Annotated in this window: 25 protein-coding genes; 7 read left to right on the top strand and 18 right to left on the bottom strand. The window is 69.4% G+C overall.

Annotated elements, in window-relative coordinates; genetic code table 11:
• Positions 1-2: 2 nt before the first annotated feature.
• The gene (locus DVW87_RS03125; protein WP_114687030.1) at positions 3-1,199 is read right to left on the bottom strand and encodes an aspartyl protease family protein; all 1,197 of its coding nucleotides are present in this window, start codon (positions 1,197-1,199) and stop codon (positions 3-5) included.
• Between the two features lie 78 nt (positions 1,200-1,277).
• Positions 1,278-2,795 (bottom strand): TadA family conjugal transfer-associated ATPase, encoded by a 1,518-nt coding sequence (locus tag DVW87_RS03120; RefSeq protein WP_114686289.1) that lies wholly within the window; start codon positions 2,793-2,795, stop codon positions 1,278-1,280.
• A 99-nt stretch (positions 2,796-2,894) separates the two neighbouring features.
• Here DVW87_RS03120 and DVW87_RS17980 point away from each other — a divergent pair, with 99 nt between their 5' ends.
• On the top strand, positions 2,895-3,059 hold the full coding sequence (locus tag DVW87_RS17980) for a hypothetical protein (RefSeq protein ID WP_181814698.1): 165 nt from the start codon (positions 2,895-2,897) through the stop codon (positions 3,057-3,059).
• A 363-nt stretch (positions 3,060-3,422) separates the two neighbouring features.
• Here the strand turns inward: DVW87_RS17980 and DVW87_RS03115 are convergent, their stop codons facing one another.
• The 6 genes from DVW87_RS03115 to DVW87_RS03095 form a co-directional block, all read right to left on the bottom strand.
• Complete coding sequence (locus DVW87_RS03115) at positions 3,423-3,677, bottom strand: ATP synthase F1 subunit epsilon (protein WP_114686288.1); 255 nt, start codon at positions 3,675-3,677, stop codon at positions 3,423-3,425.
• Positions 3,677-5,155: a F0F1 ATP synthase subunit beta gene (gene atpD / locus DVW87_RS03110; protein WP_114686287.1), complete on the bottom strand. Its 1,479-nt coding sequence runs from the start codon at positions 5,153-5,155 to the stop codon at positions 3,677-3,679. The genes DVW87_RS03115 and atpD overlap by 1 nt, the downstream gene beginning before the upstream one ends.
• A gap of 9 nt (positions 5,156-5,164) precedes the next feature.
• Positions 5,165-5,587: a DUF6232 family protein gene (locus tag DVW87_RS17700; protein WP_147276194.1), complete on the bottom strand. Its 423-nt coding sequence runs from the start codon at positions 5,585-5,587 to the stop codon at positions 5,165-5,167.
• A 1-nt stretch (position 5,588) separates the two neighbouring features.
• Entirely contained in the window at positions 5,589-6,473 is an 885-nt protein-coding gene (locus DVW87_RS03105) for a F0F1 ATP synthase subunit gamma (protein ID WP_114686286.1), read from the bottom strand.
• Between the two features lie 142 nt (positions 6,474-6,615).
• On the bottom strand, positions 6,616-8,145 hold the full coding sequence (gene atpA / locus DVW87_RS03100; protein ID WP_114686285.1) for a F0F1 ATP synthase subunit alpha: 1,530 nt from the start codon (positions 8,143-8,145) through the stop codon (positions 6,616-6,618).
• A 32-nt stretch (positions 8,146-8,177) separates the two neighbouring features.
• On the bottom strand, positions 8,178-8,732 hold the full coding sequence (locus DVW87_RS03095) for a F0F1 ATP synthase subunit delta (protein WP_114686284.1): 555 nt from the start codon (positions 8,730-8,732) through the stop codon (positions 8,178-8,180).
• 147 nt (positions 8,733-8,879) lie between these two features.
• Here DVW87_RS03095 and DVW87_RS03090 point away from each other — a divergent pair, with 147 nt between their 5' ends.
• The 3 genes from DVW87_RS03090 (at position 8,880) to DVW87_RS03080 (ending at position 11,565) form a co-directional block, all read left to right on the top strand.
• Entirely contained in the window at positions 8,880-9,317 is a 438-nt protein-coding gene (locus DVW87_RS03090; RefSeq protein ID WP_114686283.1) for a MarR family winged helix-turn-helix transcriptional regulator, read from the top strand.
• Positions 9,318-9,374: 57 nt separating this feature from the next.
• Positions 9,375-10,400, top strand: a complete 1,026-nt coding sequence (gene ada, locus DVW87_RS03085; protein WP_114686282.1) for a bifunctional DNA-binding transcriptional regulator/O6-methylguanine-DNA methyltransferase Ada — start codon at positions 9,375-9,377, stop codon at positions 10,398-10,400.
• Between the two features lie 244 nt (positions 10,401-10,644).
• Complete coding sequence (locus DVW87_RS03080) at positions 10,645-11,565, top strand: CPBP family intramembrane glutamic endopeptidase (protein ID WP_114686281.1); 921 nt, start codon at positions 10,645-10,647, stop codon at positions 11,563-11,565.
• On the opposite strand, the gene DVW87_RS03075 is transcribed toward DVW87_RS03080, so the two are convergent.
• From DVW87_RS03075 to DVW87_RS03060, 4 genes are all read right to left on the bottom strand, one after another.
• Positions 11,529-13,067 (bottom strand): S1C family serine protease, encoded by a 1,539-nt coding sequence (locus tag DVW87_RS03075; RefSeq protein ID WP_114686280.1) that lies wholly within the window; start codon positions 13,065-13,067, stop codon positions 11,529-11,531. The two genes, DVW87_RS03080 and DVW87_RS03075, sit on opposite strands and share 37 nt — an antisense overlap.
• Before the next feature lie 207 nt (positions 13,068-13,274).
• Positions 13,275-13,649 carry a hypothetical protein gene (locus DVW87_RS03070; RefSeq protein WP_114686279.1) on the bottom strand — a complete coding sequence of 125 codons (375 nt, stop codon included), beginning with the start codon at positions 13,647-13,649 and terminating at the stop codon, positions 13,275-13,277.
• A gap of 349 nt (positions 13,650-13,998) precedes the next feature.
• A complete protein-coding gene (locus tag DVW87_RS03065) occupies positions 13,999-16,167 on the bottom strand; it encodes a primosomal protein N' (RefSeq protein WP_114686278.1) in 2,169 nt (722 codons plus the stop codon).
• Positions 16,168-16,248: 81 nt separating this feature from the next.
• The gene (locus tag DVW87_RS03060) at positions 16,249-17,682 is read right to left on the bottom strand and encodes a diguanylate cyclase domain-containing protein (RefSeq protein WP_114686277.1); all 1,434 of its coding nucleotides are present in this window, start codon (positions 17,680-17,682) and stop codon (positions 16,249-16,251) included.
• 57 nt (positions 17,683-17,739) lie between these two features.
• On the opposite strand from DVW87_RS03060, the gene DVW87_RS03055 reads away from it, so the two are divergent.
• Complete coding sequence (locus tag DVW87_RS03055) at positions 17,740-18,621, top strand: tyrosine recombinase XerC (RefSeq protein WP_114686276.1); 882 nt, start codon at positions 17,740-17,742, stop codon at positions 18,619-18,621.
• A gap of 88 nt (positions 18,622-18,709) precedes the next feature.
• Complete coding sequence (locus DVW87_RS03050) at positions 18,710-19,129, top strand: glycine zipper 2TM domain-containing protein (protein ID WP_114686275.1); 420 nt, start codon at positions 18,710-18,712, stop codon at positions 19,127-19,129.
• Positions 19,130-19,154: 25 nt separating this feature from the next.
• Here DVW87_RS03050 and DVW87_RS03045 read toward each other — a convergent pair whose 3' ends face one another.
• The 5 genes from DVW87_RS03045 to rsmI form a co-directional block, all read right to left on the bottom strand.
• A complete protein-coding gene (locus DVW87_RS03045) occupies positions 19,155-19,754 on the bottom strand; it encodes a DedA family protein (RefSeq protein WP_114686274.1) in 600 nt (199 codons plus the stop codon).
• Between the two features lie 5 nt (positions 19,755-19,759).
• Positions 19,760-20,716, bottom strand: coding sequence for a glutathione synthase (gene gshB, locus DVW87_RS03040; RefSeq protein ID WP_114686273.1), 957 nt, complete (start codon positions 20,714-20,716; stop codon positions 19,760-19,762).
• Positions 20,717-20,824: 108 nt separating this feature from the next.
• Positions 20,825-21,199, bottom strand: a complete 375-nt coding sequence (locus DVW87_RS03035; RefSeq protein ID WP_114686272.1) for a YraN family protein — start codon at positions 21,197-21,199, stop codon at positions 20,825-20,827.
• A 79-nt stretch (positions 21,200-21,278) separates the two neighbouring features.
• Complete coding sequence (locus tag DVW87_RS03030; RefSeq protein WP_239017729.1) at positions 21,279-21,743, bottom strand: VOC family protein; 465 nt, start codon at positions 21,741-21,743, stop codon at positions 21,279-21,281.
• A 68-nt stretch (positions 21,744-21,811) separates the two neighbouring features.
• Entirely contained in the window at positions 21,812-22,645 is an 834-nt protein-coding gene (rsmI, locus tag DVW87_RS03025) for a 16S rRNA (cytidine(1402)-2'-O)-methyltransferase (protein ID WP_114686271.1), read from the bottom strand.
• A gap of 11 nt (positions 22,646-22,656) precedes the next feature.
• On the opposite strand from rsmI, the gene DVW87_RS03020 reads away from it, so the two are divergent.
• Positions 22,657-23,868: a penicillin-binding protein activator gene (locus DVW87_RS03020; RefSeq protein WP_114686270.1), complete on the top strand. Its 1,212-nt coding sequence runs from the start codon at positions 22,657-22,659 to the stop codon at positions 23,866-23,868.
• A 13-nt stretch (positions 23,869-23,881) separates the two neighbouring features.
• On the opposite strand, the gene hemW is transcribed toward DVW87_RS03020, so the two are convergent.
• Positions 23,882-25,039 (bottom strand): radical SAM family heme chaperone HemW, encoded by a 1,158-nt coding sequence (gene hemW, locus DVW87_RS03015; RefSeq protein WP_114687028.1) that lies wholly within the window; start codon positions 25,037-25,039, stop codon positions 23,882-23,884.
• Between the last annotated feature and the right edge of the window lie 7 nt (positions 25,040-25,046).

Here is a 25,046-nt window from a genome sequence, read left to right as displayed (position 1 = left end):
CGTCAGTAGAAGGACGCGAGCGTCAGGCTGCGGGTCGCACCGCCGCACATCTGAAGCGAGACGGTCGTGCCCGGCGCGCCCACCGTCCAGCGGCCCAGCGAGCCCTGCGCATAGGTCGGGGTCACCGGGGTGCCGTTCACCGCACAGATCGCGTCGCCGCGCTTCCAGCCGGTGGCCGCCGCCGGGCTGCCGCGCATGACGTGCAGCACGTTGAGGCGGTTGGCGGTCACTTCCAGCAACAGGCCGCTGGTGGAGCGAACGGGCGCGGCCGCGGCGTCCGCCGGCGCGCTGAGCACCATTTGCCGGGCGGCGGGGTCGAGCAGCACGCGGTAGCGGCCCAGGAACCCGGCACCGATCCGCCCGGCCAGGCCGATCCGCGTCGAATAACCGTCCGCCGGCTCGACCTGCACCTCCACGTCGCGGGCGGTGACGGCGCCGATCGACACCTGGGGCAGCACCGTCAGGTCGAAGGTGGTGAGGCCGCCCAGGCCGAAGGCGATGGTGTCCGTGAGGCGCGCGCCGCTGACCGCCGCCGTCTTCCAGGACGCGGCCGACAGGGTGACGCCAGAGCCGTCCCCGGTGTCGACCAGGATCGGGCGCAGGCGGCGCCCGTTCAGCGTCAGCTCGGTGACATAGGCGCCATAGGTCGGGTCGATCGCGAGCGGGGCAACGGTGCCGGCAAAGGGCATCCGGCCGCTGGGCAGCAAGCGAAAGCGGCGGGCGGAGAAGTCGACGTCCAGCGCATAGCGGCGCAGCACGTCCGCCCCGACCAGCAGCGAAACGGGCCGTCCCCCCGCCGCGGCCACCGGCAGGCCGGTGACGATCACGTCGGGGCGGGTGAGAGTGAGGCCGCCGAACGCCAGCGAGCCCAAAGTGGCACGCCCGACCTTCACGTCCCCGCCGATCGCCGCGCCCACTTCGGCGCCGGTGGCGGCGATGCCTGCGCCGGCGGCGAATTCGGGCGTGATGATGGTGCGGCTCACCCCGGTGTCGAGGATCGCCTGCACCGGGCGGCCGTTGGCGATGGCGCCGAAGCGGATCTGGTTGCCGGCGGTCACCTCGAAGGGGATCCAGCGCGCCTCGGCGTCCGCCGCCAGCACGCTGGCGACCTGCGCGGGCACCGGCGCCCGGCGCGGCGCCGCGGAAACGACGCACAGGGGAACGGCAAGCAGCAGCAGGGGCAGGGCGCGCGCGATCATGAGGCGCGGCAGCCTTAGCGCCATCAATGCGGCGAAGGAAAGGCGACGGACCCGGTGAGGTCCGTCACCGCGACCCGTTCAGAGACAGGCTTCGAGGAACGCCTGGTCGAACCCGAACTGCCGCGCCTTTTCGATCGTATACGGGCGCAGGCCCATGGAGCGGTACTCGCCGATGATCTTGCCGTCGGCGCTTTCGTCGAGATATTCGAACTTGAACAGCTCCTGCGTCACGATCACCGGACCTTCCATGCCGATCACCTCGGTGACGTTGGTGACGCGGCGCGAGCCGTCGCGCAGGCGCTTCACCTGGATGATCATGTCGACGGAGTCGGCGATCTGGCGGCTGATCGCCTCCTTGGGCACCTTGATGTCCGACATCATGACCATGTTCTCCATACGCGCCAGCGCCTCGCGCGGGGAGTTGGAGTGGAGCGTACACATGGAGCCGTCATGGCCGGTGTTCATGGCCGCGAGCATGTCGAAACACTCGGACCCGCGGATTTCGCCCAGGATGATTCGATCCGGGCGCATACGCAGGGCGTTCTTCACGAGGTCGCGGATCGAGATCTCGCCCTGGCCTTCGAGGTTGGCGGGGCGCGTTTCCAGCGGCAGCCAATGCGGCTGCTGGAGGCGGAGCTCGGCCGCGTCCTCGATCGTCAGCACGCGCTCGCCCGGATCGATCATCTTCGACAGGGCATTGAGCATGGTCGTCTTGCCCGAGCCGGTGCCGCCGGAGATGACGACGTTGAACCGGCTGGCGCCCGCGATCTTCAGCGCCGTCGCCATCTTGGGCGACATGCTGCCGAAGCCGGCCATCATGTCGAGCGTGATCGGCTTGGCGGAGAATTTGCGGATCGAGATGGCGGTGCCGCGCAAGCTGAGCGGCGGCACGATTACGTTGACGCGCGAGCCGTCCTTGAGGCGCGCGTCGGCGAGCGGCGTGGTCTGGTCGACGCGGCGGCCGACCGAGTTGCAGATGCGCTGCGCGATCTGGAACAGGTGCTCTTCGTCGCGGAACTGGATGTTGGCGAGTTCGAGCTGGCCCTTGCGCTCGACAAAGGTCTGTTCCGGCCCGTTGACCATGATGTCGCTGATCGACGGATCGGCGAGCAGCTCCTCGAGCGGCCCCAAGCCGAGCAGCTCGTCCACCAGCACCTTTTCCAGCGCGAACTGTTCGCGCCGGTTGAGCGTCAGCTTCAGCTCGGCGAGCACTTCGCCGATGATCGGGCGGAATTCCTCGGCCAGCTCGTCCTTGTCGAGCGTCGCGGCGGCTTCGGGATCGACGCGTTCGAGCAGGCGCGGCAGCACCTGTTCCTTGATCTTGTGGATCGAGCTTTCGAAGCCCTCGGTGCGGCTGTTGGCCGCGTCGCCGCTGGCATTCTGGCGATCGGACAGGCGCTGGAGCGCATCGGCATTGGCGCCGGGCATCGGGAGGGGCACCGTCTCGCCGACCGGGTCGGTGGGTACCGCGGGGAACTGGTCTCCACCGGGCACATCGTCGGGCCGCGCGGGCGCGCCCTGCATCGGCCGGGCAACGCCGAAGGCCGGCCGACTGCCCGGGCCGGTTGTTCCGCTACGACGCCCGAATGCACTCATTCCCGGTTCTTTCCTTCAAACTCGTGGGTTGGCTAGCGCGGAAGGCTTGACAATTAGCTAACCAAACCCCGCCTTCGACCGCGAGGGCGGCGACACGGGGTGGCGAGCCGAGGCGCGGCGCATGAAGCGCATGGCGACCGCGAGCATGGCCGGGTCGAGGACCCGGCGGCCATGCGCGCCGGCTTGTTCTGCCAGCTCGCCAACAGGAACAGCGTGGGGGCGCGGCTGTGGAAGCTCGGAAAGCGGATGAGCCCGCCGAGCTGAAAGGCGGCGACCTTCCCAGGGCTATCCGCGCGAAGCTCCCGAAACTGCGCATCCAGCCGCAGCAGCAGGAAGATCGGACAGGTGGCCGAAAGCGCCAGAAGGAAAGGGAGGAGAAAAGCGTGCAGTCGTTCGACCCGACACTGGCGACCAGCAGCACGATGGCCGGCGAATCCGTGGTTGCCGCCGGAAAGGGAGCACTGCCCCGAAGGCCAGGATCGCGGCGAGCGCGGCGATGATCGAGGCGGCGCCCTGCACGGCGCTCGCCACTCAGAGCAAGGCACCCGCGTCGCCAGGTTCGACCATCTGCATGGCCGGAACCTGGCGCGGGGATGGCTCGCAATGATTACCGCAGCTTGGTGGCGATCAGCCCGCGCGTTCCGCGAGCACGGTGAGGCCGGTGGCGGAAACCTCGGCAAAGCCGCCCTCGATCGCGATCGTCTCCGGCTGCGCGTTGGCGCTGGCGTAGATCGACAGCGCGCCGTCGCGGATGGTGGACATGAACGGTGCGTGCCCTTCGAGCACACCGAAGTCGCCTTCGGTGCCGGGCACCACCACCATGTACACCTCGTCCGAACGGAGCAGGCGTTCCGGCGTGACGAGTTCGAAGTGCAGCGCCATTACGCTTCCTGCGCCAGCTTCTCGGCCTTGGCGATCGCCTCGTCGATGCCGCCGACCATGTAGAAGGCGCTCTCCGGCAGATGGTCATACTCGCCGTCGACCACCGCCTTGAACGACTTTACCGTGTCCTCGATCTGCACGAACTTGCCCGGAATGCCGGTGAAGACTTCGGCCACGTGGAACGGCTGCGACAGGAAGCGCTGGATCTTGCGCGCGCGGCTGACGGTGAGCTTGTCCTCTTCGGACAGCTCGTCCATGCCCAGGATCGCGATGATGTCCTGCAGCGACTTGTACTTCTGCAGGATCGACTGGACGGCGCGCGCCGTGTCGTAATGCTCCTGGCCGACGATGCGCGGCTCCAGCACGCGGCTGACCGAGTCGAGCGGATCCACCGCCGGGTAGATGCCCAGCTCGGAGATGGCGCGGTTCAGGTTGGTGGTCGCGTCCAAGTGGGCGAACGAGGTCGCCGGCGCCGGATCGGTCAAGTCGTCGGCGGGCACGTAGATCGCCTGCACCGAGGTGATCGAGCCCTTGTTGGTGGAGGTGATGCGCTCCTGCAGCGCGCCCATGTCGGTGGACAGGGTCGGCTGATAGCCCACGGCGGAGGGAATACGGCCGAGCAATGCGGACACTTCCGAGCCCGCCTGGGTGAAGCGGAAGATGTTGTCGACGAAGAACAGCACGTCCTGGCCTTCCACGTCGCGGAAATATTCCGCCATGGTGAGGCCCGACAGGGCGACGCGGGCGCGGGCGCCCGGCGGCTCGTTCATCTGGCCATAAACCAGGGCGACCTTGGAACCCTCCGAGATCGCGTTGCCGTCCGCGTCCTTGGCAATGACGCCCGCGTCGAGGAACTCGTGGTAGAGGTCGTTGCCCTCACGGGTACGCTCGCCCACGCCGGCGAACACGGACACGCCGCCATGACCCTTGGCGATGTTGTTGATCAGCTCCTGGATGAGCACGGTCTTGCCCACGCCCGCGCCGCCGAACAGGCCGATCTTGCCGCCCCGCGCATAAGGCGCGAGCAGGTCGATGACCTTGATGCCGGTCACCAGGATCGCCGCCTCGGTGGACTGGTCGATGAAGTCCGGCGCCTTGGCGTGGATCGGGGCGAACTCCTCGTTGCCCACCGGCCCGCGCTCGTCGATCGGCTCGCCGATCACGTTCATGATGCGGCCCAGCGTCTTGGGGCCAACCGGCACGCGGATCTGCGAGCCGGTGTCGCGCACGGTCTGGCCGCGGGTCAGGCCGTCTGTCGCGTCCATCGCGATGGTGCGCACGGTGTTCTCGCCCAGGTGCTGCGCCACTTCGAGCACCAGCCGCTGGCCGTTGTTGTCGGTTTCCAGCGCGGACAGGATCGACGGCAGCTCGCCTTCGAACGCGACGTCCACGACGGCGCCGATCACCTGGCTGATGCGGCCGACATTGTTGGTGGGGCTGCCCGTTGCCGGGCGGATGTCTTCAGCGGCGGTTGCCATAATCTGTTCCTATCGCCTTGCTTCTACGATCGCCTGCTCCAGCGCAGACTCAATCTCGCTTATTTCGTCCCAAGAAGTGGTTTCAAACGCGGCCACTTCTCCAGCATTCGTGGTGATCATCAAACGATAGACATTTGCGACACTCGAACGTCTCGACTGCATTGTTCGCGCCTTTATCAAGAGCCATGCCGCTCCTGCTAAGATGGCCAGCCCCGAGAGGCCAAGATCTACTCTTCGATCGCCTACCCCGACCACCGTCAGGCCCAGCCCGAAGAGAGTGCCGGTCAATCCCAGAAATGTAGCAGTAAACTTATCGTTGTCGCCTTGCACCTTCGTTGATCTTGTTGTCACCTCGAACGATGTAATCTTATCCGTCGCATATCTCGTCTGACCAAATCTCGCGAATCGATGGTCGATAGAGACATCTGCCATCCTATAGCGCTTCGGCGCCGGAAATGATTTCCACCAGCTCGGTGGTGATCGCCGCCTGACGCTGGCGGTTGTATTCGATGTTCAGCCGCTTGATGAGGTCGCCCGCGTTGCGGGTGGCGTTGTCCATTGCGGTCATCTTGCTGCCCTGCTCAGAGGCGGCGTTCTCGCGCATCGCCTTGAAGATCTGGATCGCGACGTTGCGCGGCAGGAGGTCGGCGAGGATCGACTCCTCGTCCGGCTCATATTCCACCACCGCGCCGCCGGCGTTCGTCGCCGCCGCGGAAGGCGCGGGGATCTTCACCGGCAGGATCTGCTGCTCGGTGGGTTCCTGCGTCAGCACCGACTTGAAATGCGAGTAGAACAGGTGCGCCTTGTCGAACTCGCCGGCGAGGTAGCGGGCGATCAGATCGTCGGCATAGCCGCGGGCATCGGCAAAGGTGAGCTTGCCGAGATCGCCGGGCTCGATGCCGTGCAGCATCAGCTCGCGATACTGGCGGTTGAGCACCGCGCGGCCCTTCCTGCCGATGGTGTAGAAGCGGACGGTCTTGCCCTGCCTGATGAGCTCGTCCGCACGACGACGGGCCAGGCGGGCGATGTTGGTGTTGAACGCGCCGGCCAGGCCGCGATCGGATGTCGCGACCACGAAAAGGTGCACCTGGTCCTTGCCGGTGCCGGCGAGCAGCGGGGACGAGCCTTCCGCGATGTTGGCGCGGGAAGCGAGGGACGCGACCACCGCTTCCAGCCGCTCGGCATAGGGGCGGCCGGCCTCCGCCGCTTCCTGCGCACGGCGCAGCTTGGCGGCGGCGACCATCTTCATCGCCTTGGTGATCTTCTGCGTCGACTTCACCGAGCCGATGCGGATCTTGAGGGCCTTGAGGCTTGCCATTCTACTTCGTCACCATCCCTCAACCGTCATGCCGGACCTGTTCCGGCATCCACTCTTCCACCAGGGCTGTCCGTCCTTGTGGACCCGTGGACCCCGGAACAGGTCCGGGGTGACGGGTTGTGTGTGTCAGTGCGTATGCGCCTTACGCAAACGTCTTCGCGAACGCGTCCAGCGCGCCCTTGAGCTTGCCCTTGGCCTCGTCGCCGAGATCCTTGGTATCGCGGATCATCGTCAGCACGTCCGCATGGTTGGCGCGCAGGTCCGCAAGCATCGCCGCTTCATAGCGGGTCACCTGCTCGACCGGCACCGTGTCGAGATAGCCGTTGGTGCCGGCGAAGATCGACGCGGCCTGCTCCTCGAACGGCAGCGGCGAGAACTGCGGCTGCTTGAGGAGCTCGGTGAGGCGCGCGCCGCGGTTGAGCAGGCGCTGCGTGGAAGCGTCGAGGTCCGAGCCGAACTGCGCGAAGGCCGCCATCTCGCGATACTGCGCCAGCTCCAGCTTGATCGAGCCCGACACCTTCTTCATCGCCTTGGTCTGCGCGGCCGAGCCGACGCGGCTCACCGACAGGCCGACGTTGATCGCGGGGCGGATGCCGGCGAAGAACAGGTCGGTTTCGAGGAAGATCTGGCCATCGGTGATCGAGATCACGTTGGTCGGGATATAGGCCGACACGTCGCCCGCCTGCGTTTCGATGATCGGCAGCGCCGTCAGCGAGCCGCCGCCGTTCGCGTCCGACATCTTGGCGGCGCGCTCCAGCAGGCGGGAGTGGAGGTAGAACACGTCGCCGGGATAGGCTTCGCGGCCCGGCGGACGGCGCAGCAGCAGCGACATCTGGCGATAGGCGACCGCCTGCTTGGACAGATCGTCGAACACGATCAACGCATGCATGCCGTTGTCGCGGAAATACTCGCCCATCGCGGTGCCGGTGTACGGTGCCAGGAACTGGAGCGGCGCGGGATCGGACGCGGTGGCGGCGATGACGATGGAATAGTCCATCGCGCCCTGCTCGGTCAGCGTGCGGACGAGCTGCGCCACGGTGGAGCGCTTCTGCCCCACCGCGACATAGACGCAGTAGAGCTTCTTCTTCTCGTCGGTGCCGGCGTTCGCCGTCTTCTGGTTGATGAAGGTGTCGACCGCGACGGCGGACTTGCCGGTCTGGCGATCGCCGATGATCAGCTCGCGCTGACCACGGCCCACCGGCACCAGCGCGTCGATCGCCTTGAGGCCGGTCTGCATCGGCTCGTGCACGGAGGTGCGCGGGATGATGCCGGGCGCCTTCACCTCGACGCGGCTGCGCTGGTCGGTGACGATCGGGCCCTTGCCGTCGATCGGGTTGCCGAGGCCGTCCACGACACGGCCGAGCAGGCCCTTGCCGACGGGCACGTCGACGATGGTGCCGGTGCGCTTGACGGTGTCGCCCTCGCGGATCTCGGCGTCCGAGCCGAAGATCACGACGCCGACGTTATCGGCCTCGAGGTTCAGCGCCATGCCCTGCACGCCGTTGGCGAACTCGACCATCTCGCCCGCCTGGACGTTGTCGAGGCCGTGGATGCGGGCAATGCCGTCACCCACCGACAGCACCTGGCCGGTTTCCGAGACCTGCGCCTCGGTGCCGAAGGAGGCGATCTGGTCCTTGATGACCTTGGAGATTTCTGCGGCGCGGATGTCCATGTTCTTAGCCCTTCCCAACGGCGTTCACGCCGTCAGCCTTTCATTGCATGCGCGAGAGAATTGAGACGGGTGCGGATCGAGCTGTCGATCTGCTGCGAGCCGATGCGCACGATCATGCCGCCGAGCAGGGCGGGATCAACCGTGAGATCGACGGAAACCTCCCGGCCGACCCGCGCGCGCAGCTGCTGCGTCAGTGCGTCGGTCTGCGCCGGGGAAAGCGGGTGTGCGGTGATGACCTCGGCGCTGGTCTCGCCGCGCTGCTGCGCGGCCAGGCGGCGGAACGCGCGGATGATCGCCGGCAGCTGCGTGAGCCGGCGGTTTTCGGCCAGCACGCCGAGGAACTTGGTGGTGATCGGATCGAGGCCGAGCGCCTGCGCGGTGGCGGCAACGGCGTTGCCGGCATCCTTGCGCGACAGGAGCGGGTTGGTGGTCAGCGTGCGGAAATCGTCCGACTGGTCGAGCGCGTCGCGAACGGTGGCGAGGCTCGCCTCCACCGCGCCGACATTCTTCGATTCGTCGGCCAGGTCGAACAAGGCCTTGGCGTAGCGGCCGCTCAGGCTCGCTTGAATGCCGCTGGATGTCTCCACGCGATCGGGATCCTCACTTCATGTTCGATCAGAAAGGGCCGCAGGCGGCCACAGGGTCGGCGCGCGGTTAGCAAGGGGCCGGGGCGGACGCAACAGAAAGGTGCAGGTAGTTGACACGTCAACTGCTCGGTGCTGTGGCCCGGGCGCATGTCGGCGGTCGATCTTCTCCTGCGCGCCACGGGCGAACGGCTGGCGGCTCGCATTGCGGCGCGGGTGGCGGAGCAGGGCGTATCGGGCGCGGAGGCGGCGCTGATGCGGGTGCTGTTCGAGGGCGGGCCTGCTGCCCCCAGCCTCGCGGCGGAGCGGCTGGGCGTCTCGCGCGGGGCGGTCAGCCGGCTGGCCGACGCGCTGCGGGCCAAGCGGCTCGTCGTTCGCGCGCGGATGCCGGGCGGCGATCGCCGCATGCAGACGCTGGCGCTGACCGGCGCGGGGGCGCTGCTCATGCCGGCGCTGCTGGCGGCGGCGGCGGAGGAAACGGCGGCGATGCTGTCGCCACTCTCGTCCGCAGAACGGGCGCAACTCGCCGCGCTGCTCGGCCGGGTGGTTGCCGGCAGGACGAAATCCCCTGCCGGAACCGCGCCCTGATGCTTTGATGGCAAGCAGCGGGATGCGGCGGGCGGCGGCAGTGCGTATTCCACTCGCATGAACCTCGACACCGATCTTTGCTGGACGGCCTTTGCGGCGCGCGATCGCGGGGCGGATGGGCGCTTCGTGGTCGCGGTGCGCACCACCGGCATCTATTGCAAGCCGAGCTGCCCGGCGCGTCATCCGCGGCGGGAGAATGTCTCGTTTCACCCGACCCCGGAAGCGGCGAAGGCGGCGGGATACCGGGCGTGCCGGCGCTGCCTGCCGGACGAGGTCGGGCGCGACCGCATGGCGGTGGCCGAGGCGATCGCCGCGATCGAGCGGAGCGGGGAGGCGCTCTCGCTGGCCGATCTGGCCGCGACCGTCGGCTATGCGCCGCATCATTTCCACCGCCTGTTCAAGCGCGCCACCGGCGTGACGCCCGCCGCCTTTGCCCGCGCGCGCCGTGCCGAGCGCATGGGTGAGGCCCTGCAACAGGAGAACAGCGTGACCGAGGCGATCTACGAGGCCGGCTATTCGGCGCCGAGCCGGTTCTACGAACGCGCGGCCGGGCGGCTCGGCATGCCGCCCAGCGCCTGGGCGCGGGGCGGGGCAGGCGTCACCATCCGCTGGGCGGTGGCGGAGACCAGCCTCGGACCATTGCTGGTGGCGGCCACCGACAAGGGCCTGTGCCGCATCTCCTTCGACGAGGACGAGGCGGCGTTGGGGGCGCGCTTCCCACAGGCGCTGGTGGAGCCCGGCGCTGCGGGGTTCGCGGAACTGGTCGGCCGGGTGGTTGCCGCCGTGGAGCAGCCGGGGCTCGACCTCGACCTGCCGCGCGACGTGCAGGGCACGGCGTTCCAGGAGCGCGTCTGGCAGGCGCTCGGCACCATTCCCGCGGGCGAGACGCGCACCTATGCGCAACTCGCCGCCGCTGCCGGCACGCCCGCCGCCGTCCGGGCGGTGGGCACGGCTTGCGGCGCGAACCCGCTGGCGGTGCTGGTCCCCTGCCACCGCGCGCTGCGCACGGACGGCAGCCTGGGCGGCTATGCCTATGGCCTTTCGCGCAAGCGGGCCCTGCTCGACCGTGAGCGTGACGGGTGAGCGGGTCCGGCGGATGCGGGCTGGATCCGCCGTTCCGTCCGCTGTTCGGGTGATTCGATGCGGCCCTTGCGATGGTGGCGCGGTGTGCTCGCCATCCGAACCCCGACGCCTCCGGGCGTGCCGTTCCTTGCCGCTCCGGCGGCGCCTTTCGCCGGGCGCGGCTGCCTTGCCGCGCGGGTCGATCGCGGCCGAACATTGCGCGGGCGGCGCGAGCGGCTAGGGTCCGCTTCCTGAAGGAGCCCCGATGCCGCCGATCCTGCCCGTCACCCCGCCCAACAGTCGCCTCTGGCGGGTGATCCATTTTCCGCTCGTCCTGCTCGCAATCGGTGTCGCGCTGCTGTTCGGTGCAGGCGCGCTGATCCAGCCTGCCGCCAACGCGTTGCCCGCGAAGCCGGGCACGATCGCCGCCTGCGCGGTGGCGCTGCTCGTCGCGGTCGGTTTTGCCGCGGCCTATGCCGTGTTCGTGCGCTTCGTGGAGCGCCGGCCGCGCGTGGCCGAGTTCGCGGTGCCCGGCGCGGGACGGGAGTTGCTCGGCGGCATCGCGCTCGGCTTCCTGCTGTTTTCCGCCGCGATCGGCCTTATCGCGCTGTTGGGCGGGTACCGCATCCTCGGCACCAATCCGCCGGCGGCGATGCTGGCGGCGCTCGCCGTCTCGATCTTTTCCGGCGTGGTGGCGGAAATCGCGCTGCGCGGCCTGTTCTTCCGTATCCTCGAAAGCTGGCTGGGCAGCTGGATCGCGCTGGCGCTGTCGGCGGCGTTGTTCGGCGCGCTGCACCTTGCCAATCCGAACGCCACCGCCTTTGCCGCAATCGCCATCGCGCTGGAGGCGGGCGTGATGCTCGCCGCGGTGTACATGCTGACGCGCCGCTTGTGGGCGGCAATCGGGCTTCATGCGATGTGGAACTTCACGCAGGGCGGCATCTACGGCATCGCCATTTCCGGCTTCTCGGCGCCCGGCCTGATCCGCCCTGCGGTCAGCGGGCCGGCTTGGCTGACCGGGGGCGCGTTCGGCGCGGAGGCATCGGTGCCCGCGCTGCTCGTCTGCCTGGCGTTCGGCGTGGCGTTGCTGCGGCTTGCGGTGCGCCGTGGCCGGATCGTCGCGCCGGCCTGGCGTCGCCGGGCGGCGGTTCAGTCCGCTGAATTAGGAGCCGGCGAGCAGGAATAAACGATCTTCTCGTTCGGATAGGCCGGCAGCGCGGCGCGGATCGCCGCCTGCTGCTGCCCCAGCAGCGCCAGTTGCGTGGCATCGGCGGAACAGCCCTTCACCGGCGCCGTGCCGCGCAGCTTGCGGATCGCCTCCATCTGCGCCGCGGACAACAGATACCGGGTGTTCGCATAGCTGCGGGTGGCCGGATCGAATTGCAGCACCGACACCGTCTGCTCCTGCTCCGGCACCAGGATGCGGCTCCAGCGCGAGCCGTCAGAGACATATTGCGTGCGCCGGTTCACGCAGCCCTCGCTGCCCCAGTCGAGCCGCAGGTCGGCGGTGGAGGAGACGGTGATGCGGCTGCGCTCCGCCACCACGCGGCAGTTGAGCGGGCCGCTCGCCAGCACCGCGTCGGGCGTCGGCACGGCACGCGCCGCCGCCGCGGTGTCCGACGGCGAGGCCTCGCCGCTCGGCCGCACCAGGAAGATCACCACCGCGCCGATCACCAGCACCACGCCGCCCGCCGCCGCGACGATCGCCGGCGTGCGCTGCCCGCGGGTCGCCAGCAGGCCCGCGCCGCCCAGCGACAGCGCGCCCAGCACCAGCAGCACGGCGGCCGCGGCCATGAAGTTCTCGCGCTCGCGCTCGGCGTCGGCGCGGGCCTTGTCCAGCGCCTGCTCGCGCTGCACGGCCGCGCGTTCCACCGCCTCGCGCTGCGCCGCCGCGGCATCGGCGATCGCCTGCGCATCGGCGGCGCTGTCCTGCTTCAGGCGGTCGGCCATGCTGGTGCAGCCGGTGCCCACCGCCGTGTAGGGCTGGGCCGCGCCGCGCAGAAAGGTGGCGAGTTCGGAATCGGCGATGGCGAAGCCGAAGCTGGTGTCGCCGTCCTCGCCCCGGGTGATGGCGGAGTTCACCCCGATGACGCGCCCGCATGGATCGAGCAGTGGCCCGCCCGAATTGCCGCGCGCGATCCCGGCGGTGTGCAGCAGCACTTCGATGCCGGACAGGGCGCGGCGGCCGGAAAACACGCCTTCCGAGCGGATCGGGCTCAGCGGGTGGATATAGTCGGTCGCCGACTGCGCGGTGGCGAGATCGACATTGCCGGGATAGCCGAGCGCCGTCACCGGCGCCCCTTCGTCCACCGGGCCGGTATAAAGCGCGACCGGCGGCAGGCGCTGGCCCTCGAACTCGATCAGCGCCAGGTCACGCTGCGCGTCAAAGGCGACGACCTTGCCTTGGAACGACTTGTCGCCCTCGGACGGCACCACGCCGATGACGACGTTTTCGGGATAGCGGCTGGCCAGCTCCACCACATGCGCATTGGTGACGATGCGGTTGGGCGCCACGGCAAAGCCGCTGCCATGGCCGAAGCCGACCACCTGCCCCTCCACCATGGCGATGGTGACGATCCGCACCACGCCGCGCGCCGTGGCGGAGATGTCGTCCGCCCGAGCGGGGGCCGGCGCCAGCGACAGGGTGGCGAAAAGCAGGGCGAGGAGGGCAAGGGCGCGCCGGATCATGGGCCTGTGCTCTGCCAGAAACGAAGCGGAGGCGACAGGGGGTGTACGGCGCGGGGCGAAATCGCCGGGGCGAGTGTCCGCTTGTGGGGTGGGGAGCGGCCCGTCCGCCTTCGGACGGAAGCTTGCGGCAGCTGCCGTCCCGAAAATAAGGAGGGTCAGGCAGAGGGCGGGGTAGCCTTGACCACCGGACGAACGACAAGGTCGGTCTTAGGTTCGCGCCCAGCCAACGTATGTGGCGTGTCCGGTGTCCATGTCGATGGCGAAGGTGTCACCGTTGAAGCGGCTCGCGTAGAAGGTGTCGCCGGCCGCGTAGACGTTCACGAAAGGCTCTGTCGTCCGGATCGCCGGATCGAACTCGTGCGCCCGGCTTCCGGTGGTGCCTGGTTCCGGGTCAATCTGCCAGATCACGTCCCGATGATCGATCAGGAATACTTCGCGACCGGCGATGGGCAGCTGATCGTCCCCGGCGGTCAGGTAATCGTAGACGACCAGTGTGCCTCGCCGGGGCACCGGCAGCGAGAAGCTGATCCGGTATGACCGAAGCGCAGCTGCATCAGGCGTCTCGTCTTTCGCGATAGCCATCAGGCGCCGAGCCTGGGCGTGTGCAGAGCTGAGCATGCCATCTGTAGCCGTGTCTCGTCAGGGGCCATCGCCCGCACTTAACACCTTTCATCGAAGGTTCGCCACCGACTCCATGGTGTTCGAGGCGCGGCACGCAGTCCCGGAAAGGGTATTCTCGGACTTGCGCCGTCTTTCCGACGGGGAAGGCTCGACGGGACAGCCGCTCAAGCGGCCGAGCTGTGGAACGCCCGTGCGTCCGCTGCCCGAGACCTGTTGCCGATTGCTCTGTCCGGGAATCGACGTGGCGCGGATCGCTCGCCTCAAGGACCAAAACCGGCGACAGCGGACGTCGCGAGACAGCGGCGGCCCGCTACAGGAAGCTGTAGGGATCCACGTCCACCGTCACGCGCACCTTGGCGCCCCAGTCGAGCTTGCCCAGCCAGTCGCGGATCACTTCCTGCACGTCCAGCGCGCGGCGGGCATGGACCAGCAGGCGGAAGCGGTGGCGGCCGCGCAGCATGGCGAGCGGGGCGGGGGCGGGGCCGTAGACGTGCATGCCGTCCACCTCCGGCGCGCTGCGGCCGATCAGGGTGGCGGTTTCGTGGGCGCAGGCCTTGTCCTCCGACGAGACGATGATCCCGGCGAAGCGGCCGAAGGGCGGCGCGCCGGCTTCCGCCCGCGCCTCCGTTTCGGCGGCATAGAAGGCGTCGGCATCGCCGGAGACCAGCGCCTGCATCACCTGCGCCGACGGGCTGTGCGTCTGGATATAGACATGGCCCGGCTTGGCCCCGCGGCCCGCGCGGCCCGCAACCTGGCTGATCTGCTGAAAGGTCCGCTCCGCCGCGCGCAGGTCTCCGCCGTCCAGGCCGAGATCGGCGTCGATCACGCCCACCAGCGTGAGGTTAGGGAAGTGATAGCCCTTGGTGACCAGCTGCGTACCGACCACGATGTCGATGTCGCCCGCCTCCATCCGCCCGACGAACTCCGCCGCCTTGGCCGGGGACCAGATCGTGTCGGAGGTGACGATGGCGACGCGCGCCTCGGGGAACAGGGCCTTCACCTCGTCGGCGATCCGCTCCACGCCGGGGCCGACCGGCACCAGGCTTTCCTCGTTCGCGCATTCGGGGCAGGCGCGCGGGGTGGGCTCGACATGGCCGCAATGATGGCAGGCGAGGCGGCGCACCAGCCGGTGCTCAACCATCCAGGCGGTGCAGTTCGGGCATTGAAAGCGGTGGCCGCAGGTGCGGCAGAGCGTCAGCGGGGCATAGCCGCGGCGGTTGAGGAACAGGAGGAGCTGCTCGCGGCGCGCCAGCGTCTCCTCCATCGCCTTGACGAGCCGCGGTGCGATCCAGCGGCCCCGCTCGGGCGGCTCCTGGATCAGGTCGATCGCCTCGATCGCGGGCAGCTCGGCCGCACCCCAGCGGCCCGGCAGCTTCACCTCGGCATAGCGGCCCAGCGCCACCTGCTGCCGCGTCTCGATCGCCGGCGTGGCGGAGGCGAGGATCACCGGCACCCCTTCGAACTTGCCGCGCATCACCGCCACGTCGCGGGCATGGTAGTGGACGCCTTCCTCCTGCTTGAAGCTCGTCTCGTGCGCCTCGTCGACGACGACCAGCCCGAGATTGCGATAGGGCAGGAAAAGCGACGAACGCGCGCCCACCACCACCAGCGCCTGCCCCTGGGCGATCGCCCGCCAGGCGCGGCGGCGCTGCGACTGGCGCAGGCCGGAATGCCAGGCTACGGGCTCGCACCCGAAGCGCGCGGCGAAGCGGCCGAGGAACGGCTCGGTCAGGGCGATCTCGGGGAGCATGACGAGCGTCTGCCGCCCTTCGCGGATCGCCTCGGCGATCGCCTCGAAATAGACCTCCGTCTTGCCCGATCCGGTGACGCCGTCGAGCAGGGTCGGTCGGAACGCCGCGGCGGCCACGTCGCCGGTGAGCACGGAGGCGGCCGCCCGCTGGTCGGCGGACAGCGCCGGCCGGGCATGATCCGGGTCGGGCAGGGGGAAGGGGCTGTCGATGTCCACCTCCACCGCCTCCATCGCGCCGGCCTTGACGAGGCCGCGGATCACCGCGTCGGAGACGTCGGCCGCGGCGGCGAGCTCACGCACCAGCCCCTGCCGCTCGCCGATCCGCTCCAGCGCCTGCGCGCGCTGGGGGGTGAGCCGGTCCGGCACATGGCCGGTGGCGCGATATTCGGTGACGGTGCGCGCGCCCTCCATCGCATAGGAGGAGGGCAGGGCCATGCGCGCGACTGCTGCGGGCGGCGCCAGGTAATAATCGGCGGTCCATTCCACCAGCCGGCGCATCGCCGCGGAGATCGGCGGCACGTCCACCACGCCCAGCAGCGGACGCAGGCGATTGTCGCCCACCTCCGCGTCGGACGGCATGTATTCCGGCTCCCAGACGATGCCGAGCAGCTGGCGCGGGCCGAGCGGCGCGATCACGATCGAACCCGGCTCCACCGCCATGCCGTGCGGCACGCGATAGTCGAGCGGGCCGAGAGCGGAATTCATGACGAGGACGCGGGCGCGGGACATGCCGGCCCCATGTAGGGGCACGCACGCCGTTGCGGAATCCCCGCGAACATTCTCCCCGCAATGGCGGGACGGGCGCGTGCCTTACGCGGCCTGCGCCGTTCCGCGCCGCTCGCGCTTGGCGGCATACAGCGCGGTGTCGGCGGCATGCAGCAGGTCGCGTGCGCTGGCACCGCGGCTGTGCGGGCAGACATAACCGATCGTCGCGGTGGGGCGCAGCTCCACGTCCTGCGACAGGACCGGCGCGCGCAGCTGTTCCAGCAGACGTTGCACCACGGCAGGCGCCGCGGCGCACAGGTCCGGATCGGTGAGGATCAAGGCGAACTCGTCCCCGCCCAGCCGCGCGGCGAAACTGCCGTTAAGAAAGGGCGAACGCAGCCGCTGGCCGATGGACCGCAGCACGTCGTCCCCGGCCAGGTGGCCGTAGGTGTCGTTGATCTGCTTGAACAGGTCGAGGTCGATCAGCGCCAGCACCAGCGGCGCCCCGTCGCGATGCGCCTCCAGCGCGCGCTCCAGCTGGCGATTGAAGGCGGCGCGGTTGGCGATCCTGGTCACCTCATCCACGCTGGCCGATTCGCGCAGCGACCGTTCGATCCGGTAGCGATCGGTGATGTCGTGCATCACGCCGATCAGTGCCACGGCGCGGCCGTTCTGCATTTCCACCTCGCCGCGGGTCTTCACCCGGCGCTTGCGGCCGCGAAAGGTGACGAAATCCACTTCGAGTTCGAACGGCTCGCCTGTTTCCATCGTCCGGTCGACCGCCGCGGTGATCCTGGCGCGCGCTTCGGGCGGGTAATATTCCATCGCGGTGCGCAGGTCGGGGGACGTGGTCGGCTCGATCTCATGGATGCGGTACACGCCGTCCGACCATTGGATGGTCTCGTCCGCCAGCACGAAACGCCACCAGCCGATCGCGCTCATCCGCTCCACCTGGGCGAAGATGCGCTGGCCGCGATGGATCCGGCGGGACTGGCGGTGGACCGATCGCGACACGCGAACCGCCTCTCCCGATACCCGGCGCATGGTGATGAGCGCCTCGGCCAGCGTGGCGAAGTGTTTCAGCGCTCTGCCCTGCTCCGCGGTCAGCTCCCGAGGTTTCTCGTCCAGCACGCACAGGGCGCCGATCGCATGGCTCGTTCCCTGCGGATCGGTGGCGTGGATCGGCGCCCCGGCATAAAAGCGGACGGCGCCATCGGTGACCAGCGGATTGCCGGCGAAGCGAACGTCCTTCGCCGCGTCGGGAACGACGAGAAGATCGTTCTCCCGGATGGTGTAGTCGCAAAAGGCGATGCTGCGGTCGGTTTCGGTCAGCTCAATGCCGGCCTTCGCCTTGAACCATTGCCGGTCGCGATCAACGAGGCTGAGCAGCGAGGTAGGGCAGTCCAGCATCTGGCCGGCAAGCGCGATCAATGCGTCGAACGCGGCTTCCGGCTCGGTATCGAGCAGGTCCAGCGCATGGAGCGCCGCAATGCGGGCTTCCTCGTCGCGCAGGAGAGTGGCGGCGGAGAGTTCGCTCATTCCTTCCAATTGCACCTGCCGGCTTTAACAAATGGTTGGCCGCGTTAGGCTGACGCCATGGACCTTCCCACGGCCTTTGCCGAGCACCTGTTCCGCGACCGGCGCCGGTCGTCGCACACCGTGCGCGCCTATCGCGGAGCGGCGGAGCGACTCGTCGTTTTCCTTCGCCGGCATTGGGGCGGGCCGGTGGACCGTGCCACCCTGGCGGCTGTCAGCCAGGCGGATCTGCGCGCCTTTCTCGCCGCGCGACGCGGAGACGGGCTGGGCAACGCCTCGGCGGCGCGCGAGCTGTCGGCGGTGCGCAGCTTTCTCGGCTTCGTCGCGGGGGGCGACGCCGTTCCCCGCCTGAAGGGGCCGCGGGTCAAGAAGGGCGTGCCGCGCCCGGTCAGCCCGGACGAGGCGGTGGCGCTGGCCGAAGAGGTGGCGGACGCCGCGCGCGAGCAGTGGATCGGCGCGCGCGACTGGGCGGTGCTGCTGCTGCTATACGGTGCCGGGCTGCGCATCGGCGAGGCGATGGCGCTGACCGGCGGGGTCCTGCCGCTGGGCGAAACGATGGCGGTCACGGGAAAGCGCGCCAAGACCCGCATCGTGCCGCTGCTGCCGCAGGTACGCGAGGCGATCGAGGGCTATGTCGCGCTCTGCCCGTATCCGGTGGCGCGGGACGAGCCGCTGTTCCGCGGCGCGCGGGGCGGCCCCCTGTCGCCCGCGCTGATCCGCCGCGCGGTGCAGGGCGCGCGCGGGCGGCTGGGGCTGGGCAGCCGCACCACCCCGCATGCCTTGCGCCATTCCTTTGCCACGCACCTGCTGGGGCGCGGGGCGGACCTGCGCCAGCTGCAGGAACTGCTCGGCCATGCGAGCCTCAGTTCCACGCAGATCTACACTGCCGTGGATGCCGCGCACCTCCTAGACGTATATCGCAACGCGCATCCTCGCGCCTGAACGCCAGCGCCTGAACAGGCGTTCATGAACCTTTCCGGGCCGTAACGAGTTAATCCGCCTGAGTTCCCCCGGAGTAAGGAGTAGCGACATGAAGAAGCAGCTGATGGCGGCCATGCTGGCCGTAACGGTGGCGGCCCCGGTGATCGAGGCCCCGGCAATGGCGCAGAGCGGCGACCGCGACTACCGCTGGAACGGTGATCGCGACAATCGTAACTGGGATCCCAGCCGCAGCTATCGCGAGAACAGCCGCGTGCGCGAGCGTCGCCTTTCGTCCAACGATCGCGTGTATCGCGGCTCGAACGGGCGCTATTACTGCAAGCGCAACGACGGCACGACCGGCCTGGTGATCGGTGCGCTGGGCGGCGGCGTGCTCGGCAATGTGCTGGGCGGCGGTACGCTGGGCACGCTGCTCGGCGCAGGTGGCGGCGCACTGGCCGGTCGCGCGATCGATCGCGACGGCAACAATGCGCGTGACCGCAACGGCAATCGCAACATCCGCTGCCGCTAAGCGGCGCGGGACGGGCGCTCGCGGGTCATCCCCGCGGGCGCCACGTCGCCACGCGGTAGAGATAGAAGACGAGGATCGCGGCAAAGGTCGCGATCGCCGCCGGGCCGATATATCGCTCCAGCTCCGAAAAGCGGCTGTCGAGCACGATCCCGGCCCATAACAGCGCCCCGTTCCAGATCAGGCTGCCCCCGAAAGTCGCCAGCGAAAACCGCCAGTGCGGCATCCTGGCCATCCCCGCGGGCAGCGACACCATCGTGCGGAACGTCGGCAGGAAGCGGAACACGAACACCACCCAGCCGCCGCGATCGTGAAAGAAGCGGATGATCTTCTCGACGTCCTGCCATTCCACCGTCAGCCAGCGGCCCCAGCGTTCCACCCACGGCTTGAGTCCCTGATAGCCCAGCCGCCGCCCGACTTCGTACCAGAAATAATTGCCCGCCAGCGTGCCGGCCGTGCCGACCAGCAGCACCGGCCAGAGCGCGAAGCTGCCGCGCGACACGCCCATGCCGGCCAGGCCCATGATGACCTCGGACGGGATCGGCGGAAACACGTTCTCCACCAGCATCAGCAGGAAGATGCCGAAATAGCCGGCATCGCCCATCAGCTTGAGGATGAACTCGGTCACGGAGTTCAGCCTCGCGCGGCCACCTTTTCCTCGATCGCGTCCCAGATCAGGCCGGCCACGTCCGTGCCGTCGAACCGCTCGATGGCGACAATGCCGGTGGGGGAGGTGACGTTGATCTCGGTCAGCCATTCGCCGCCGATCACGTCGATGCCGACGAAGATCAGCCCGCGCCGCTTCAGCTCGGGGCCGAGCGCCTCGCAGATCTCGCGCTCGCGCGGCGTGAGTTCCGTCTTTTCCGCCGATCCGCCGACCGCGAGGTTGGAGCGGATTTCGCCCTCGCCCGGCAGGCGATTGATCGCGCCGGCGACCTCGCCATCGACCAGCACGATGCGCTTGTCGCCCTTCGCCACCGCCGGCAGGAACGCCTGCACCATGTGCGGCTCGCGCCAGGTCTGGTTGAACACCTCGATCAGCGCCGAGAGGTTCGCGCCGTCCGAGCCGACGCGGAAGATCGCCTTGCCGCCGTTGCCGTGCAGCGGCTTGACGACGATGTCGCCATGCTCGGCCAGGAACGCGCGCGCTTCCTCCAGCGATCGGGTGACGAGGGTGGGCGGCATGAACCGCGCGTAATCCAGCACGAACACCTTTTCCGGCGCGTTGCGCACGCTCACCGGATCGTTGACCACCAGCGTCTCGCCGGCGATCCGCTCCAGCAGGTGCGTGGCGGTGATATAGCCTAGGTCGAAGGGCGGATCCTGCCGCATCAGCACAACGTCCGCTTCGCGACCCAGGTCGAGGCCGACCGGCTCGCCGGCGGTGAAGTGGTTGCCGACTTCCCGCTGCACGGTGACCGGCCGCGCCCTGGCCCAGACGCGGCCGTCGCGGTAGTTGAGCGCATCGGCGGTGTATTCGAACAGGCGATGGCCGCGCGCCTGCGCCGACAGCATCAGCGCGAAGGTAGAATCGCCCGCGATGTTGATCGTTTCGAGCGGGTCCATCTGGACGGCAACGGTAAGCGACATGGCCAAGAACTCCGTTCGCCCCGAACGTGCCGCGGGGCTGATCTTTCTGTCAGCCCGGTAGAGACAAGGGCGGTGCTTCGACAAGCTCCGGACGAACGGCAGAAGCGGCTATCCGATCCACGCATTCTCGATATGGCGCGGCCGCACGCCCGGTGCCAGCAGGATCACGTCCACGCGAATGTCGTCGTCCGGCCCCGCATAATGCGGCATCAACACCTCGGCGGCGGCGGCAACGCGCGCGAGGCGCTGCTGGTCGATGGCAAAGTCCAGCTCGGCCGCCGTCTTGCGCGTCTTCACCTCGACGAAGCTGACGAGATTGTCCTTGCGGGCGACGAGATCGACTTCGCCGTCCTTGGTCCGCACCCGCCGGTCGAGGATCGTCCAGCCCTTCAGCCGCAGCCACCACGCGGCCAGCCGTTCGCCACGTCGCCCGGCGGCCTCGGCCATGCGGCGGTCTCTGGCGGGCAGGGGAATATGGGACATGCGGCAAAGCGTGCCCGCGGCGGCCCGGGCGAGCAAGGGGGAACGCACGAAGCGCGACCCGGCCGCCCTCGCCGGCGGCTCAGTTCGCCGCCGGTTCCGCCTTCGGCTCCCACAGTTCGATCTTGGTGCCGTCGGGATCGACGATCCACGCGAACGTGCCGCTTGCGTCGCTGTCGTCGCGCTTGAGGATGGCGACCCCCTTGGCCTTCAGGCGATCCAGGAACGCCGTCAGATCGTCCACCGCGAAGTTCAACATGAACTCGCGCTTCGAGGGCTCCATATAGTCGGACCCCGCCTTCACTGCGTTGAGGACGAGCACGGGCGGGTGCTGCGGCGCGTCATATGGCAGCGCCGCGCCGCCCCATGATTCCACCTTGACGCCAAGAACGTCCCGGTACCAGGCCATCAACGCCTTGGGGTCCTTGCTCTTGAAGAAGATGCCACCGATGCCGGTGATCCTGCCGGCGGGTTCGGCCGTTGCGGAGCCGGGCGTCAGCATGGCAACGGTCGCGAGGACTGACAGAAGACGCTTGCCGATCGACACAGCATTGGCTCCCCCATTTCGTTGACTGTGGACAAGGTATCAGTCGTCGGGGCGGCCTGCAATTCGCCTTAGGCCTTCATCGCCAGTGCCCGTGCGTACAGCTCCCGCCGGTCGAGCCCGAGTCGCCTGGCCACCTCGCCGGCCGCCTTGCTTGCGGGCAGGCGGGCGAGCGCTTCCCGCAAAGCCGCGTCGGCATCCTCCGCGCTGGCCGGGGCGGGCGCGCCGGGCGGGGCGACCACCACGACGATCTCGCCCTTCGGCCCCGCCTCGGCATAGCGTTCGGCAAGCGTGGACAGCGTGCCGGTGACAGCCTCCTCGAATTTCTTGGAAATCTCCCGGGTCACCGCCGCTTCGCGGTCGCCCAAACCCTCGGCCAACGCCGCCAGCGTCGCGCCCAGCCGGGGGCCGGATTCGTAGAAGACCAGGGTGGCGCGGATCGCCGCCACCTCCGCGATCGCCTCGGCCCGCGCCTGCGCCTTGCTCGGCAGGAAGCCGGCGAACAGGAAGCGATCGGTGGGCAGCCCGGCCAAAGTCAGCGCGGCAATGGCGGCGCAGGGGCCGGGGATCGTCACCACCGCATGGCCGGCCGCGCGCGCATCGCGCACCAGCTTGAAGCCGGGATCGGAGATCAGCGGCGTGCCCGCGTCGGACACTAGGGCGATCGCCTCCGAGCCCAGCCGGGCGACCAGCCCCGGCCGCACCGCATCGGCATTGTGGTCGTGATAGGGCGTCATCGGCCGCTTCACGCCGATATGGCGCAGCAGGCCGGCGGTGACGCGCGTGTCCTCCGCCGCGATCAGGTCCGCCCGCGACAAGATGTCGGCCGCGCGGGGAGACAGGTCTCCGAGATTGCCGATCGGGGTCGCGACGATGTAGAGCCCGGGCTCGAGTGAAGCGTTCATCGGGGGGTCTCATGGCAGAGCAGGCAGGCAGGCCGCAACGGCCGGAATCGAAACGGCTCGGGTTCGGGCGGCTGGCGGCGATCGCCGGCGCGCTGCTCCTGGGCGCGTGCTCGACGGTGGTGCCGCGCGGCGCCGAGTCGCCGAACCGCGCGCCGCCCCCGCCGCCCCGCGCCGTTGCGCCGCGCCCGGTGACCGGCGGCATTCCCGAGGACAACCAGCGCCACCGCGTCGCCCTGCTGGTGCCGCTCAGCGGGCCGAATGCCGGGGTGGGGCGCAGCCTCGCCAACGCGACGCAGATGGCGATCATGGACACCCGCAGCGAGCAGGTGCGCATCACCACCTACGACACCGCAGGCGGCGCCGCTGCCGCGGCACGGCGCGCGCTGGCGGAGGGCAATGGTCTGATCCTGGGGCCGCTTCTGGCGGAGGACGTGCGCGCGGTGGCGCCGATCGCGCGTGCCGCGGCGGTTCCGGTCGTCGGCTTCTCCAACGACGTTTCGGCCGCCGGCGGCGGCGCGTACCTGATGGGCACCGCGCCGGGCCAGTCAATCGAGCGCGTGGTCGGCTATGCCCGCGCGCAGGGCGTGACGACGTTCGGCGGCCTCGTTCCCAACGGCACCTATGGCCAGCGCGCCTCCACCGCGTTCCTCCGCGCGGTGGAAAGCGCTGGCGGGCAGGTGGTCAGCCTGCAGACCTATGACCGCGTGCCCGGCGCGATCTCGGCCGCGGTCACCCGCATGGCCAAGAACGCGCCTTATGGGGCGGTGCTGATCGCCGATGGCAGCGGCAATGCCGCGGCGGCGGCCCCGCTCGTCCGTCGCAACGGCAGCCCGTCCGCGCATATCCTCGGCACCGATCTGTGGAACGCGGAAGGCTCGCTTGCCGCCAAGCCGGCGCTGAACGGCGCGTGGTTCGCCAGCGTCTCGGACGGTTTGTACGGGCAATATGCGGCCAAGTACCGGGCGCGGTTTGGCAGCGCGCCGTATCGCCTGTCGAGCCTCGGCTATGACGCGGTGCTGCTGACGGTGCGCATCGCCCGCGACTGGCCGGTCGGCCGGCCGTTCCCGGAGGAGCGGCTGCGCGACCGGGGCGGCTTCTCCGGCATCGACGGCGCCTTCCGCTTCGGCCGGGACGGCGTGGCCGAGCGCGCGCTGGAAGTGCAGGAAGTGCGCGGCGGCGCGGTCGCCACCGTGGCGCCGGCACCGGGCGGCTTCGGCAAATAGGCTAGTACACGCCCTAACGCACCACCTGCGGCAGGATCGCATCGAGCAGCAGCGCGCCGGCGGGCAGCACCGCCAGCCGGTTTCCCGCGCGCTCCACGAAGCCTTGCGTCGACAGGCGGACGATCGCCGCCTCGTCGACGATCTCCGCGATCGATCGCCCGCCCAGCGAGGCGATGCGCGCCAGGTCGACGCCCTCGGCGAGGCGCAGGCCCATGACCAGCGCCTCGGTGATGCGGTCCTCCGCCGCAAGCGGCTCCTCCAGCTCCGCGCCATGGCTGTTGCGGTCCACCGCCGCCAGCCAGTTCTCCGGCTTGCGGCGCCGCTGCGTGGCTAGTCCATTGCGGCGGCCATGCGCGCCGGGGCCGATGCCGGCATAGTCGCGATACCGCCAGTAGGTCAGGTTGTGGCGGCTCTCCGCGCCGACCCGTGCGTGGTTGCTCGTCTCATAGGCCGGCAGCCCCGCCGCGCCGGTGAGCGCGCGGGTCGCCTCGTAGAGGTCGGCGGCGGCGTCGCCATCCGGCAGCACCAGCCGTCCCGCCGCCGCCTCGGTGGCGAAGCGCGTGCCGGGTTCCACCGTCAGCTGGTACAGCGACAGATGCTCGGTGCCGAAGCCGAGACCGCGCGACAGCTCGGCCTCCCACCCAGCGAGGCTCTGGCCCGGTCGCGCGTAGATCAGGTCGAAGCTCACGCGGCCGAAATGGCGCTGCGCCGTGTCGAGCGCGCCGAGCCCTTCGGCCACGCCGTGCGCCCGGCCGAGGAAGCGCAACGCCGCGTCGTCCAGCGCCTGCAATCCCAGGCTCACCCGGTTCACGCCAACGCTCGCCAGATCGGCGAAGCGCGCCGCCTCGACCGACGAGGGATTGGCCTCCAGCGTGATCTCCAGGTCGGGCTCCGGCACCCAGGCGTTGGTCGCCGCGGCGATCACCGCCGCCACCGTTTCCGGCGGCATCAGCGAGGGGGTGCCGCCGCCAAAGAAGATCGAGCCCAGCCGCCGCCCCGGCAGCGCCGCCGCCTCATAGGCGAGGTCGCGCAGCATCGCCGCGCGCCACCGATCCTGGTCCACGCTGTCGCGAACATGGCTGTTGAAGTCGCAATACGGGCATTTGGAGACGCAGAACGGCCAGTGGACATACAGGGCAAGGGGCGCGTCGAGGGGTTGTTGGGAGGGCATGCGGGTG

The sequence above is a fragment of the Sphingomonas aracearum genome, from assembly GCF_003345355.1.
Classification (GTDB): domain Bacteria; phylum Pseudomonadota; class Alphaproteobacteria; order Sphingomonadales; family Sphingomonadaceae; genus Sphingomonas; species Sphingomonas aracearum.
This window is presented reverse-complemented; position numbering and strand designations above follow the sequence as displayed.